Origin of the sequence: Anaerocolumna sp. AGMB13020, assembly GCF_033100115.1 — a bacterium.
Lineage (GTDB): Bacteria > Bacillota > Clostridia > Lachnospirales > Lachnospiraceae > Anaerocolumna.
This window is the reverse complement of record NZ_CP136910.1, coordinates 3,979,910-3,994,176: the sequence shown is the minus strand read 5'-3', so window position 1 is coordinate 3,994,176 and position 14,267 is coordinate 3,979,910. Positions and strand designations below refer to the sequence as shown.

The window sequence follows — 14,267 nt, the reverse complement described above, 5'->3', positions numbered from 1 at the left end:
TCCGGACAGAAGCAACACTTAGCCCAACTTCCTGCATCTGTGTCAGGAGCCAGCTGCTGAATAGAAAGAAAGCACTCAACTGCTGAAGGCAGCTAAATGCTTTCTTGTTCAACTCTATTCCCTTATACTTTAATATTAACATATTTCATATGTCCGGTTAATTTCGTCTTTATTTCATATTTGTTTCAAATGAGTTCCAATCCCTCTATCCCAAACAATAATACACTGACTTCTATGGTTATTTCATTTATCCAGCGGCTTATAGAAGCTTTACTGGAACTATAGATCAATGCCGCATCATCATAGTTCATCTCGTCCAATATGCAGCTTTCAAATGCTTCATATTTTTCTTGCAGCCCTTTCTTCTCATAATCTTCCTTTATTACTGCCAGCGCATTATCTATATGTGTCACCACAATCAAACTTCTCATCTTACTTCTTTTAATGCTTTCCACATATAACTCATCTGCCTTCGTTTGATAATGGTTGAACTTATCATATCTTGTTATATCAGCCATTCCTGCCTCAACACTTTTTTTCAATTTACTGTAGTTCTTAAGCAATAACTTCGTGTTATGCAGAGCTTTCCTGTTTCTTTCAGTCCTCTGTTCGATACTGTATTCTTTGATCGCTTTTCTTATAGCTTCTTCAATAAAATCATCTGTCACTTGTATGTTCACCCAAACACTCCTCTCCAACAGGTATAGATAGCACCTGTTTTCAAACCAGATTTCTCTGTAATATTCCTTTTTCCTGCCTATCTGCAAATAGCAGCTTTTATTCCATTATCTCAAAATAATCCCTGAACACTTTGAACATATGGTATACCCATTTAGTTCCACCAGCCCTTCTGTTTCAGAACACAGTATACAGCCAATATCCCGTTTATAGACTTCCAGGTTTACTGTATTATTCGCCAAGGGAGACCCCTTCCTGCCAGTGATATTATTACGGCTTTTACCTGAATCAATTGGTTCGCCATAATTTACATATCTAGTTATCCCTTCTAACGATATTCTTATATCTCTCCCCTTTAACACTGAAACTTTCCTTATCTCAATAGGGATAATTATCCTGCTGGATTGGCTTTGTCTACTTTCCCTTAACGTATCCATCGTAAATACCTTCCCCCTTAATTGATATCATAATTTCTATTTTTCTAATTTTCTAATTTTAATTTGACACAACTTCGAATTTCCTATATAATATAGGTAACAGTTCATTCGCTATATTTCGTCAATTAATTAGAATATCCTAAGTACATGTTTTAATTATATATAGCATATCCTAAGTTGTCAAGTCTGTAATTAGATTTTCCTAATTTTATTGAAAGAGGTATTATTATGTATGAAGTTTATGAGCTTTTATTAAGTGAAAAGGGTTGCAGGACTGCAGATGTAGCAAGAGAAACCGGAATTAACCAGACCGTGTTCTCAGAGTGGAAAAAGGGTAAAAGTACTCCTAAATCTGACAAGATGCAGAAGATTGCAGATTTTTTTAATGTACCTTTAGAATACCTTCTGGGCAAAAATGGTATTGTTACCTGCCAGGAATGTGGTATGATGTATTATGCCTCAGATATAACCGAGCGCCGTACTCACGATGAATTTCATAGAAAATACTTGTTGGCATCAAGATTTTATGGTGACTTTTATCCATTACCGGTAATCGAAAACGAAAAGAACAAATACCTTAATCTAGCTTCTAATTACGATAATAGTTTTGAGACCAGAGTAAATGCCTGGATAGAAGTGATACGAGCTTATTTTTCACGAAGCCTTTCCGGATGGAATTATGAGCTGGAACACCCTACCTTTGATAACTATGCCGCAATGTTACTAAACACCAAAACCATAGAGGACAGAATCAATGACACAGCAGTTTATACACGACTTGTTAGGATGTATGGCACACAGGAGGGACTGGAAGAAGGAAAAACAAATTTACTTATGCCCCAGGCTTCCAGGCTGCACTCCCAATCCCCATACGAAAATTCAGAAGATGAGAATATGTTGCTAAAGGAATTCAATAAGCTGAATGAAAAAGGAAAAAGCGTAGCCGTTAACCGTGTGACTGAACTTACATATATACCTCAGTACACGGATAATAACCCTAGTATGCCCAAAAAGAAAGAACGATACGTACCTACAGAAGAGGATATTCGTTCCCTGGTTGCCAGAAATGGTAAGAAGATGACCAGAGAGGAAGCCATAGAGTTTATAACTGAAATGTATTCCGATGACGATGAATAATCAAAAAGGTGGTTCTATGGATTACAACATAATAAAATTAACAACCTTAGAGGTATTTCAAAAATGTAATATAAAGTCCTTTCCAATCGACTGTACTGAAGTTTTGGAAGCATATGGCATGAAAATTGAACCTTACTCTGCACAGAAACCAAAAAAATACGAAAAATGTATGTCTTTCAGCAAAGATGCCTTTACTTTAAAGAAAACCGTATATTACAACGATGCTCAACTACCAGGCAGAATATACTTTTCACTTGCCCATGAGATTGCTCACATTGCTTTAAAGCACTCAGAACCCAGGACTCCTTTGCACGAAAAAGAAGCTGACACTTTCGCAAGTTTCTTTATAGCTCCCAGAATCGCCATACATTATGCTGCTTGCAAAAACTACGTACAGGTGTCAAAACAATTTGACATTTCCTATGAAGCTGCACATTATGCATTTAATGATTACAGAAGATGGCACAGAAAGTCGATCCATACACTGGATGCACTAGATAAAACCATCTATAATCATTTTTATAATAAGGAGTATAATGGATTTGTTTACCGTATTGCTAACTGCCATTTTTGTGGGCAGGAATTATATAATACGGAGGAACCACATTGTAAAAAATGTGAAAAGCTGTTCCATAGCTCTAATCACTACTCCTCTTATTCTGTCCATAATGATGATTTTCTGATTGCTGAATCAAACTGGTTATATGGAGAACAATAGCAAAAGAGGTGTTATAATTCAGCCTTAGGCAGGCATATTATAACACCTCTTTCTTTAACGCCTAACTCATGTTTCATCGATTCAAGCGGATTCATACCATTCTTGCATTGTGCAGCTTAAAAGAATTACTTCACTTAATATGTTGTTCCGGCACCCATCCTCTTTGTTTCGCATAGTTCAATTCTTTCTCATCTAAACCTTCATAATGCCCCCACTTACATAATCTTTTGATCTTCTCTTCGGTAAAGGGCTTATTCTCATCCCATAAGCCTGTTTGAACAGCTAATTGTCTTATCTGTGCATTGCGTTTTATTAATTTAAGACTGTAATCTATGGACTGTTTTACAGCAGTTCTGCTTATATTGTAGTATTTTCCAATGTCCTCCATGTTCCTATTATCTATATACCTCATTCTGATCAGCTGCATCTTCTTTTCATCCTTAAGAATTTTATCAATTACAATCCACAATTCATCCTTTAGCTGCTGATTGGCCACCTTTTCCACAACTTCAGTTTCCACATCAGTCTCGCCAGGTACTGTTTCAGAATAGCTTATATCCTCATCAGCTCCATCAGCTACTACTCTATCCAGACTGCTGACTTTATTTCTATACATAAATCTTTGAAGCTGTTCTACCTCTTTGACTGACATTTGCAGCGTCGAGGCAAACTCCTCTTTGGTTGGCTGCCTGTTTAAATTATACATATAATGAGAAGATAACTGATTATACCGATGAATTTTCTCCTGGGTATGAACCGGTACACGAATAAACTGCCCACTGTCCTCCAGAAACCTTTTAATCGCTTGTCTTATCCAGAAAGGTGCATAAGACATAAATAAAACACCTTGTGTGACATCGTATTTCTCTACTGCTTTTACCAATCCAAAGTAAGCCTCCTGCATTAACTCTTCTAATTCTATTATTGCTGCACAGCCATAACTTGCTTTGCAGGCATAGCTATACTTTTTAACAATTGAAAATATGATACCTTGATTCCTTCTATATAGTTGACTCATATTTCCGGTAACATCCTCGCCTTTCTTTATGAGCTCAATCAATTCTTCATTACTCATTCACTCAACCCCTTTTTCTTTTTAATAAATTGTAGTTATTTTACTTTCGTAAATACAATAACTTAATCGTACTCTGACAAATCCGCCTTTTCTTCATACTATATATTACTATATTAATCTGAACACACTACTTGGTGCAAAAGTTTCTCATTAGGAAACTTTTGTGGTAAATTTTTTTCTGAATCCATTTACATGACTGATTATCTATATCTGAATCCATTTATATGATTGATTATATGTACTATATAAAGTATTCAAATTCTTTGTTTAAATATATATTGATATCTCACGCTAATACTGAATTATCTATGTATATACAATCACGTATTGTTTCCTTATAAGAAACATTATAAGCTTAATATTTTCCACTGTCAAGCAACTTTTTAATGAAATATTCTAATTTTTGTTGCTTAATTAGAAATTAATGATATACTAGAGAATATGGAGGTGCGTAACATGGGATTAAAAGAAAATTTAAAAGCAAAAAGAATTGAGTTAGATCTCACTTTGGAAGAGGTTGCAAACAAAGTCGGTATCGGACGTTCTACACTGCACAAATACGAAAATGGTACTATTCCTAATATTCCATCGGAAAGAATCGAGAGTCTAGCAGCGGCTTTAGGCACCACTCCCGCCAGATTGATGGGGTGGGATACCACAGAAGATACCATTATTTCCAAGGAATTACTAATGTCAAAAGAAGCTCTTGCTTCCATTAAGAATTTTTCAACCAATGTTGATTCAAAAACAGGTATTACAATGATGGATATTTTCAATAAATTAATATCGGATATAGAATTTACGAAATCTATTGACCTGCTCCTTACCTTTAAAACCAGAACCGAGAAGGAGTGGGAGGAAATGGAGGATGCTTTTTATAAACTAAGCAGTGAAGAAAAACATAAATTAAATGTTGATACATTAAAAGATTTTAGTCTGGAGCGAATAATGGAGCGCATGCGTACTGCAGTGATGAATACAATAAATGCCGATATAAGAGGTTATTATCACATTAAAACCGAAGATGAAGAGCTAAAAGTGAGTATACGCAAAGGTAACACTTCTATATTTCAATAAATTTGAGCTTCTCAATGAGTCAGAAAGGCTTATACCTGAAACCTGACCGATACGAACAGGATCATATCCTGTTCGTATCGGTTACAATTCTGCCATCCTTTATTTCAATAATACGATCTGTCTTCTCTGCTATTCTGTTGTCATGGGTAATAATAACAAAAGTGGTTCCTTTTTCTCCATTGATCTTGCGAAGAAGTTCATATATTGTCTCTGCAGAATCCGAATCCAGATTGCCAGTTGGCTCATCAGCCAGAATAATCTCCGGAGAATTCATCAGAGCCCTTGCAATTGCAGTTCTCTGCTGTTGGCCGCCGGACATTTTGGAGGAAGGATTGTTAATAACATCTTTAAGCCCAACCAGCTCCAGATACTCCTCGGCTTCACTCCTTCTTTTTTTCCCTCCTTTTCCATACTGTATCTCATAGGGCATCAGTACATTTTCCAAGGCAGTGAATTCAGGCAGGAGATAATGAAACTGAAAAATAAATCCGATGGTCCTGTTACGAATTTCGGCCAGTTGATTAACCGGCAGCTTATTGATCTTAAGACCATTTACATGAATCTCACCAGAAGTAGGTTGGTCCAGGGTTCCCATAATATTAAGAAGAGTTGTTTTTCCGCTTCCTGACTGTCCGATAATCGAATTAAAGGATCCTTTTTCTATATTTAAGTTAATATCATAAAGTACCTGGTTCTGGATTTCTGAGCCGTATATTTTATTGATATTTTTTAATTCCATAACATGCTTCATCTTTTACCTCCTGGTTTCATTAATTATTGCGTATAATATCTACTGGATTTAATCTGGATGATTTTACAGCCGGCAGTAAGGAAGCCGCTACGGAAGACAGCAATGCCACCAATACAGATATACTAATAAATCCTTTGTTTAGATATAATGCAACGATTGGGGTACCATCAGGATTTAATGCAAAGGTACTAAATCCATAGGATAAGCCGAGACCAAGAACAATTCCCAACACCGCTCCGAAGCCTCCAAGAATAATCCCTTGTGAGAGAAAAACATAACACGCCATCCTGTTTTTCATACCCATGGCTTTTAAAATGCCTATCTGCTTTGATTTCTGCAATACCGATATAGCAAGAACACTGGCTATTCCAAGCACAACAGATATAAGTACGAATATCTGTATCATATAACTGGATATACTCTGACCTTTCAACCCACTTAGCAGCTGCTCATTCTGTTCCTTCCAGTTCGTTATGGAAACATCCCTTCCTTGTAAGGCAGTACTTATGCTATTACCTATGATATCTGCCGAAAATACCGCTGAATCCTCCACCTGAATTTCTATAGAAGTAATTTTTCCAACTTCTTTAAATATTTCCTGAGAAGTCTCAAGATTTGTAATTGCCCAGGTCGTATTAATAGATTTCACCTTCAAATCATAAAAGCCTTTTATCTTCAGTGTAATCAGTTCTTTCTCCGGTGTAATGACTTTGACATCCTCTCCGGTATGAAGGCCATATTTATCCTTTATATCCGTTCCAAGAATAACTTCATTTCTTCCTTCAGGCATACTCCCCTCTACCAGCTGCTTTTTCAGATCATAGATTTCATCTGCACTTGCTAAATCAAATCCTCTTAAAAGCAATGATGCCGCATCCTCTTCTCTATCAAGAAAGACCGGATGATCGGAGACAGGAGCTATGGTAGTAATATCCTTATCCGCCGATTGTATCAATTTAATAATTTCATCATAATCATTTATTTTTTTGTCTGCTGCATCCGCTGTAACGGTTATCTGTGATGCATTTCCAATTGTTTTATCCACCAGACTTTTTTGGAGTCCCTGAATAAGAGAACCGATAAAAATCTGTACCGAAACACCTATGGAGATTCCTAAGATTATCAGTATAGTCTGCCCTATGTTTGATTTTAGAAATCTAGCACCTATTTTAAAACCAAGTCTCATATATCAGCCACCTCACACTACATATTTTTAATTTATATTACAGTCAGCATCACAACTTCATCCAGTATGATTCATATTCAGTATTTGAGAAGTCATATCTGTTAGTTGTAAATCTTTAAAAATAATATAGCACAACATTCGGCATCTTGCAATATAATTTTAATCTATTTAATTGTGTTTAATTATTATCATTGCCCATGTTATCCACTTTTAATTCTTGGTATAAAAAACTACCAACTGAATTGATAGCTGGTAGTGAACTATTAAGTCGATCAAGTTACTATTCTCTTTATGTACTCTATCTCATTGTCATCTCTGGACACTTCGGTGTATCCAAATTTCTCATATAAGTATTGATTAACTTTACTGAAAACTGGTGTTGAAAGTTGCCATACTAAGATATCCCTATAATTTTCTTCAATTAATTCCATTGTTCTATATCCATATCCTTTTCCTTGATAGATCGGATTAATAACAAAGTCTTCAAAACGCATTGTTTCTTTATCTATTGTTATGAGAAAGAATCCTCCTATAATATGGCTATCCAATATGATTTTATAGGAAATAAAGTTTTTTATTATGAAAATTTGTGATTCTATACTATCATAACCAGGCGGGCCTCCATTTCTCCCCAAATATGTATTAACTTCTTGATTATATGCTGCTATTTTAATTTCTGTGATTGCACTAGCATCCTGTACATCTGCACGTTCAATACTCAACATATTGTTTACCTCCCTTTTAGTATACCTTTAGTATAAAGCATACCCCAAAAATGAATAGACTATTATTCTAAGAGATGGTAAGATAATATCAGATTAGATAAAAAATATTTTTTTCAGATGTCCAAAAAAGAGATATAAATATTCCAAGTAAGCAGTCCAATTCCTTCATAATACTCAGGTAAGATAAACAAACCAATCAATTACCTTATTGAAGATATTATGGAAAAGTCTCAAACGAATCTTGTTTTATTCAAATATATGATTTTTTTTCATGCTTTGTTCATTTATATTTCAAAACTCGACATAAAAAGCCTTCCTTCATGCGTAGGAAGACTCATAGATAATAAATTTGCAGAGCAGGTCATGGCTACATTAAGTAATCATGGCGCAGGTATTCTTAACGAATTGGCAAGTTCTACCAAATATGGATTTTTATATATCCATCCAAATAAAAACACCACCTGCAATGCATTCGCACATTCAGTGGTTTATATATACGATTACACACTATACTTGTAATGTCAATATCAACACAAATAAACTGGGCAATCAATGGAAAGTTGTGAAGGTAAAAACTAGCAGGATACGAACCATATCTTTCTCCCGCGAAACGGCAAGCAAATGAATATATTTATATCTTTATCCGGCGAAACGATAAGTAAATGAATATATCCACACCTTATCAGATTTTTAAGGATATTATCCACAAATATAATGCAACCGTTGAGGATGAATCCTTCAAATCCTTCATATCCATTGCTTAGAACAAGGCACACTGGTACTATGCTTATACCAGAAGACGTTGATCTTAGAATCGTATCAGCTCAACTGGGGTACACTCAGACAAGCACCACAATGACATCTATGCTCCAGCCAAAAAGAATCAGATAAAATAAGCAAAACCAAACAGTTACCAAGGCATAAAAAAGGCACCCGTTAATGGATGCCTTTTAACTTTTTAAAACCGTTCAAACCCTTGAATTTACCAGGTTTTCTTGAGAGCTCCCGACGAGACTTGAACTCGAGACCTTTACCTTACCAAGGTAACGCTCTACCGACTGAGCTACGGGGGCAGTTATTTATTTAATACAAATCCTTCAAAACTGTATTCAGCTTCAAACGAATTCGCTGCAATGCATTATCAATTGACTTTGGTTCTTTCTTTAATTTGTCTGCTATCTGAAGGTAAGAATAATCATGCAAATATAAATCCAAAACTGTTTTTTCAAACTGACTTAAATGCCTTACGAGTTCATATTCTAACATACTTGTACTCTCTTTGTCAATAACTAATTCTTCAGGATTTGAAATTTTATTTTGACTCATGATATCAGCCAGGGTTTCTTTCTCGTCCTGATCTGCATTCTCACTGTAAGCAGGTGCGTATAATGAGACGTAGGTATTCAAAGGAATGTTTTTCTTTCGATTGGAGGCTTTGATTGCGGTGTAAATCTGCCTCGAGATACAAAGGTCAGCAAAGCTGTAAAAGGTACTGTCTTTATCCGTATCATAGTCTCTGATAGCTTTATAGAGACCTATCATGCCCTCCTGTATTAAATCCTCTTTATCCCCGCCAATTAAAAAAAGAGCCTTTGCTTTGTTTTTCACCAGACTTTTATATTTGGTGAGCATAAAGTCCATTGCATAGGAATCCCCGCCATGAATCATAGAAATGATTTCATCGTCACTCAACTGATCCCATATCTTATCAGGCATTTTGTCGTAACCTCCCCTGGTCTGTTTGAAAATGTCTATAATGATTGCTATTTTACAATCAGTGTAGCACAGGCCTTAGGAAATAGCAACCAGATAAGCTGGATGCATACCTTCCTTTTATGCTTCTTTTTGTACTTCTTTTAAACTTCCTTTTATGCTTCTTGGTAATATAACTATTAAACCTTATAATTGCTTCTAACACGAAAAGAAAGGTACTGCCTAATTGCTTAAGCAATACCTCTCCTACTCCTTAGAGTTTAAACACCTCTAATTTGTTGTTCAATATAACCATCCCCTTTCCTGTTGGAATCGACCGGTCAACTGTATTATCTCATAGTTTTCCTTTGTAAGCCAGGGTAAGAATGATTATATCTGATTTCTCTTATATATAATTTTTCTGATGGTATCTTCACTCAGATGATATTCTTCCGACAAATTCTTAACCGGTTCTCCCTGTCTGAATAAACAGGTTATTTCTTCATTTCTCTTATCAATCCATTCACGGGTGCCACTAATGCATCCCCATTGTGCCTTGCTGCTTCGCTTCGGAATATATACAAGGCATCCTTCAGCGTATTGCTGTACTTCCTTTAACAGTTGGTCCGGCAATACATCTGCTCCTTTTTTGTAATTCAATCAGCATTACCTCCGTTATTACATTACTCTCAACGCTACGAAATACTAAGCTTTTCATGTATAGCCACCTCCTTGATTTTTGTATTTTATATTAATAATTACCAGTATATCATAGGATTTGGAGAATTTCCAGTTATTTATTCTTTTATTTGATCAAATGAATATAATTGAGTTATTAAACCACTATCATTTTCTTTTATAAAACAGAAAAATTAATAATATATTAGAATTTAACAGAAAGTATTTATATATTATCGTTATTATCATATAATGGATTACTAGAAACCCAGACCGTAATAAAAGAAAGGATAAGCTTATGAAGCATTTATTAGAGGAGCAGATTAAAGAAATCAATAAAAAAGAAGAACTATTCTTACAAGGTAAGGACAACACCTATTTGAATCAGAAAATAAATCCTCTCCTTGATAAGGTTCGGGATAAAATACCCGCAAATTTAAAGAATACTTTGGATAAAGCTTTTTTTAAAGCCTTTGAACTGATCTACGAAAAAGGAATTGATGTTATTGAAAAGACCTATAACAAAAACAGCATACTGGTGGATTACGACATCAACAACCAGGCCATGAACAAGAAATTGACAAAAAAACATATCAAAGATCTGGATAACCCTTCTCTTAATTCCAGTCGTTTTAATTCTGCTTTCTCTGCTGTTGAGGGAAGTGTCCTTGGTTTATTTGGCATCGGACTTCCGGATATACCGGTATTTCTGGGCCTCATTATAAAATCAATAAACGAAATCTCCTTAAGTTATGGTTTCACCAATGAGAAAGAGGAAGAGAAAGCATATCTGCTGCTTTTAATTCAAGCCTCCCTCTTAAAAGGAAAAGAACAAAGGGAATTAAATATGCGTATCGACCAACTGGCTTATGCTATTGAGAATGGAAATGTTCCTGCTCTTAATATAAAAAAGGAAATGAAAGCCGCCTCCTCCTGCTTCTCAGAGGCTCTCCTAACCGCCAAATTCATTCAGGGAACTCCTATTGTAGGAGCAATAGGCGGCGTAATCAATCATAGTTATATCAAGAAAATAACTGCATACAGTCAAATAAAATATAAGAAACGTTATCTGCTCAAAAAAATCAATGAACAGTATGCCAATACCATAACAGACTAGAATATATTCCTCGTTTTTTCTTTACTCTTAAATCCCCGCCTTATAATGAAAAATCTCCTGAAAAAGCTCGTCTAAAGCTCTTTCAGGAGATTTTTCATTCATTTAAGCCATTCTTTGTCTTACAATTTCATAAGAGAGAACTCCCATAGCAACAGACGCATTTAGGGAATCAATATTTCCAAACATTGGAATCTTCGCCAGGTAATCACACTTTTCCTTTACCAGTCTTCCAACTCCTTCTCCTTCACTTCCGATAACAAGTCCAATTGGCCCTTTCAGATTCTGCTTGTACATTACTTCACCTTCCATATCAGCACATACGAACCAGAGACCCTGTTCCTTTAATTCTTCTATGGTGGCAACCAGATTTGTTACTTTCGCTACGGGTGTATAATTGATTGCACCTGCTGAGGTTTTGGCAACTGTGGCTGTAAGTCCTACCGCCCTTCTCTTGGGTATTATAATGCCATGAGCCCCTGCCTGATTAGCCGTACGGATAATTGCGCCTAAGTTGTGGGGATCTTCTATTCCATCCAGAAGGATTATAAAAGGAGGCTCACCTTTTTCCTTGGCGGCATTTAGAATATCCTCAATCTCTGCATATTCATAAGCTGCAGCATAAGCGATGACACCCTGATGCTTTCCTGTCTCTGAAAGCTGGTCAAGTCTTTCTTTTTTTACATAGTTTATAATTGTGTCACCTTTTTTTGCTTCTCTTAAGATGGACTTTATAGGGCCATCCTGACAGCCATCTAATATAAACAGTCTGTCGATGGTTTTTCCGGCACGAAATGCCTCTATTACAGCATTACGGCCTTCAATGGTAAGTTCCTCGTATCTCATGTATTCCTCTTCTTTTCTTATATTTATTTAAACTACACTCAGGGGATAGTATAAACCACCGCTTCATGTCTATAAACAGCTCAAGTCATGCTTTTAACCCGACCTTTCAACTGACACATACCTCTATCAGCTTTTACAGGTTAAGAGTATTATGCCTTTTCACTCTCTTCTGCACTTCCTCTTTCAATTCCTGTCTTTACAATAGCAAGGGCACGGTTAAGACGGTCGTCCAGATACAGATATCCAATCAGCGCCTCAAAGCCTGTTGCAGTACGATACTCTGTTATACTGGCATTTTTGGCAGTGGTAAAGGATTTGGCATTACGTCCTCTTTTGTACACCACCAGCTCCTCTTCTGTAAGCATGTCCTCAACACGATGAAACAGCTCCATTTGGGCAGAAGCTTTAACCATACTGCTCACCTTCTTATGAAGCTTGTTCACCGGAGCATTTCCCTGCTCTACTACCAGTGTCCTGATAATTAAATCGTATACTACATCTCCGATAAATGCAAGGGTTAAAGGTGAATACGTCTTAAGATCCGTATCCGGAAGCGAGAAAGTCTCCTTTAAGATACTGATCAAGCCATTGTCTACGCTCTTTTCCATCTTACACCTTCTCTTGTATCTTCCAGTACAATACCCTTCTCAAGCAGGAGGTTTCTTATCTCATCCGCTCTTGCAAAATTCTTCTCTTTTCTGGCATCCTGACGATCCTGAATCAACTGCTCTATCTCTTCTGCCAGCAGTTCTTCCTGTTTTAAAGCTTTAATTCCAAGTACGTTCAGGAGCTGTGTGATTTTATCAAGTGCTGCCTTTAGAAATAACATTGATGACGCAGAACTTGCATTGGTATTTGCTATTCTTACAATTTCAAATACAGCTGTTACTGCATCAGCTGTGTTGAAATCGTCCTCCATGGCCGCTTCAAATTTCTCCTGATGCTTTTCTATATCTGCAATCAGCTCTTCTTCTCCCTGTTGCAGGGAAGTTCCGCTGACACTTGCAACCGTTGCACTTTCCACCTTACCTGCATTATCTATCAGATATTTAAGATTAGCTGCCGCCGTAAGTATTCTGTCAAGTGCATTCTTAGAAGACTCCATAAGCTCCTGACTGAAATTAATAGGACTTCTGTAATGGGCACTCAGCATAAAGAAACGAAGCACCTGAGGATCGTAAATCTCCGTGATTTCTCTTACGGTAAAGAAAGTTCCGGCTGATTTGGACATTTTTTTATTATCAATATTTAAGAAGGCATTGTGCATCCAGTATTTTGCAAACTCCTTGCCGTTGCAGGCTTCACTTTGAGCTATTTCATTTTCATGATGAGGAAATACCAGATCCTCTCCGCCGGCATGAATATCAATCTGCTCCCCAAGATATCTCTTGCTCATCACAGAGCATTCAATATGCCATCCGGGTCTGCCCTGGCTCCAGGGAGATTCCCAGAAGGGTTCTCCGTCCTTTTTAGGTTTCCAAAGTACGAAATCCATAGGATCTTCTTTCTCTTCGCTTACAGCTATACGGATACCGGCTTCCAGATCATCAATGTTTTTCTTGGACAGCTTGCCATATTCCTCAAAACTTCTGGTACGAAAATATACCGTACCATTCTTTTCATATGCATGACCTTTTTCAATAAGGGAGGTAATCATCTCAACCATCCCTTCAATTTCTTCTGTGGCCTTGGGATTATAGGTGGCCGGTTCTACATTCAGTCTCTCCACGTCTTTTTTTAGTTCTAAGATATAACGTTCGGATATTTCAGAAGCAGATACCCCTTCTTCAATCGCTTTCTTTATTATTTTATCATCCACATCTGTGTAGTTTGATACAAAATTCACCTCATAGCCCTTATACTCAAAATAACGTCTTACCGTGTCAAAAATAATGATAGGTCTGGCATTTCCTATGTGTATCAGATTGTACACTGTTGGACCGCAGACATACATTTTCACCTTGCCTTCTTCCAAAGGAACAAATTCTTCTTTTTTCTTCGTAAGGGTATTATAGATTTTCATGATAACCTCTTTTCTGTATATCCATTCACTTCCCGGATAATAATATTTGTATTTCTTCATTTATATCACACCTGCTCACAATACCTTCAGCATCCAATTTCAGATGCTGTAGGGCCATAAATCAGGGTGC

At 36.5% G+C, this 14,267-nt stretch carries 15 protein-coding genes and 1 tRNA gene; 4 read left to right on the top strand and 12 right to left on the bottom strand.

Annotation, left to right across the window (positions count from 1 at the left end; all coding sequences use genetic code 11):
* Nucleotides 1–185: 185 nt before the first annotated feature.
* Both R2R35_RS16565 and R2R35_RS16560 read right to left on the bottom strand, forming a co-directional pair.
* Nucleotides 186–680, bottom strand: coding sequence for a hypothetical protein (locus R2R35_RS16565; protein WP_317730942.1), 495 nt, complete (start codon nucleotides 678–680; stop codon nucleotides 186–188).
* Between the two features lie 105 nt (nucleotides 681–785).
* Nucleotides 786–1,115 (bottom strand): hypothetical protein, encoded by a 330-nt coding sequence (locus R2R35_RS16560; protein WP_317730941.1) that lies wholly within the window; start codon nucleotides 1,113–1,115, stop codon nucleotides 786–788.
* Between the two features lie 228 nt (nucleotides 1,116–1,343).
* On the opposite strand from R2R35_RS16560, the gene R2R35_RS16555 reads away from it, so the two are divergent.
* Together R2R35_RS16555 and R2R35_RS16550 are read left to right on the top strand one after the other, a co-directional pair.
* The gene (locus R2R35_RS16555; protein WP_317730940.1) at nucleotides 1,344–2,252 is read left to right on the top strand and encodes a helix-turn-helix domain-containing protein; all 909 of its coding nucleotides are present in this window, start codon (nucleotides 1,344–1,346) and stop codon (nucleotides 2,250–2,252) included.
* A 16-nt stretch (nucleotides 2,253–2,268) separates the two neighbouring features.
* Complete coding sequence (locus tag R2R35_RS16550; RefSeq protein WP_317730939.1) at nucleotides 2,269–2,970, top strand: ImmA/IrrE family metallo-endopeptidase; 702 nt, start codon at nucleotides 2,269–2,271, stop codon at nucleotides 2,968–2,970.
* A 130-nt stretch (nucleotides 2,971–3,100) separates the two neighbouring features.
* On the opposite strand, the gene R2R35_RS16545 is transcribed toward R2R35_RS16550, so the two are convergent.
* Nucleotides 3,101–4,045, bottom strand: coding sequence for a sigma-70 family RNA polymerase sigma factor (locus tag R2R35_RS16545; RefSeq protein WP_317730938.1), 945 nt, complete (start codon nucleotides 4,043–4,045; stop codon nucleotides 3,101–3,103).
* Nucleotides 4,046–4,501: 456 nt separating this feature from the next.
* On the opposite strand from R2R35_RS16545, the gene R2R35_RS16540 reads away from it, so the two are divergent.
* On the top strand, nucleotides 4,502–5,122 hold the full coding sequence (locus R2R35_RS16540; RefSeq protein WP_317730937.1) for a helix-turn-helix domain-containing protein: 621 nt from the start codon (nucleotides 4,502–4,504) through the stop codon (nucleotides 5,120–5,122).
* A 61-nt stretch (nucleotides 5,123–5,183) separates the two neighbouring features.
* On the opposite strand, the gene R2R35_RS16535 is transcribed toward R2R35_RS16540, so the two are convergent.
* The 6 genes from R2R35_RS16535 to R2R35_RS16510 form a co-directional block, all read right to left on the bottom strand.
* Entirely contained in the window at nucleotides 5,184–5,873 is a 690-nt protein-coding gene (locus R2R35_RS16535) for an ABC transporter ATP-binding protein (RefSeq protein ID WP_317730936.1), read from the bottom strand.
* Nucleotides 5,874–5,892: 19 nt separating this feature from the next.
* Nucleotides 5,893–7,059 carry an ABC transporter permease gene (locus tag R2R35_RS16530; RefSeq protein WP_317730935.1) on the bottom strand — a complete coding sequence of 389 codons (1,167 nt, stop codon included), beginning with the start codon at nucleotides 7,057–7,059 and terminating at the stop codon, nucleotides 5,893–5,895.
* A gap of 272 nt (nucleotides 7,060–7,331) precedes the next feature.
* Nucleotides 7,332–7,784, bottom strand: coding sequence for a GNAT family N-acetyltransferase (locus R2R35_RS16525; RefSeq protein WP_317730934.1), 453 nt, complete (start codon nucleotides 7,782–7,784; stop codon nucleotides 7,332–7,334).
* A 1,000-nt stretch (nucleotides 7,785–8,784) separates the two neighbouring features.
* Nucleotides 8,785–8,857 (bottom strand) — tRNA-Thr (locus R2R35_RS16520).
* A gap of 10 nt (nucleotides 8,858–8,867) precedes the next feature.
* Complete coding sequence (gene sigH / locus R2R35_RS16515; protein WP_317730933.1) at nucleotides 8,868–9,500, bottom strand: RNA polymerase sporulation sigma factor SigH; 633 nt, start codon at nucleotides 9,498–9,500, stop codon at nucleotides 8,868–8,870.
* 366 nt (nucleotides 9,501–9,866) lie between these two features.
* The gene (locus tag R2R35_RS16510) at nucleotides 9,867–10,136 is read right to left on the bottom strand and encodes a CD3324 family protein (protein WP_033168373.1); all 270 of its coding nucleotides are present in this window, start codon (nucleotides 10,134–10,136) and stop codon (nucleotides 9,867–9,869) included.
* A gap of 316 nt (nucleotides 10,137–10,452) precedes the next feature.
* Between R2R35_RS16510 and R2R35_RS16505 the strand changes: the two genes are divergently transcribed.
* Entirely contained in the window at nucleotides 10,453–11,271 is an 819-nt protein-coding gene (locus tag R2R35_RS16505; protein WP_317730932.1) for an EcsC family protein, read from the top strand.
* Between the two features lie 102 nt (nucleotides 11,272–11,373).
* Here R2R35_RS16505 and rlmB read toward each other — a convergent pair whose 3' ends face one another.
* The 3 genes from rlmB to cysS all read right to left on the bottom strand — a co-directional run bounded on the left by rlmB (nucleotide 11,374) and on the right by cysS (nucleotide 14,137).
* Nucleotides 11,374–12,114: a 23S rRNA (guanosine(2251)-2'-O)-methyltransferase RlmB gene (gene rlmB, locus R2R35_RS16500; RefSeq protein WP_317730931.1), complete on the bottom strand. Its 741-nt coding sequence runs from the start codon at nucleotides 12,112–12,114 to the stop codon at nucleotides 11,374–11,376.
* Between the two features lie 149 nt (nucleotides 12,115–12,263).
* Complete coding sequence (locus R2R35_RS16495) at nucleotides 12,264–12,722, bottom strand: Mini-ribonuclease 3 (RefSeq protein ID WP_317730930.1); 459 nt, start codon at nucleotides 12,720–12,722, stop codon at nucleotides 12,264–12,266.
* Nucleotides 12,707–14,137, bottom strand: coding sequence for a cysteine--tRNA ligase (cysS, locus tag R2R35_RS16490; RefSeq protein WP_317734804.1), 1,431 nt, complete (start codon nucleotides 14,135–14,137; stop codon nucleotides 12,707–12,709). Before cysS ends, R2R35_RS16495 begins: the two co-directional genes overlap by 16 nt.
* Nucleotides 14,138–14,267: the final 130 nt, after the last annotated feature.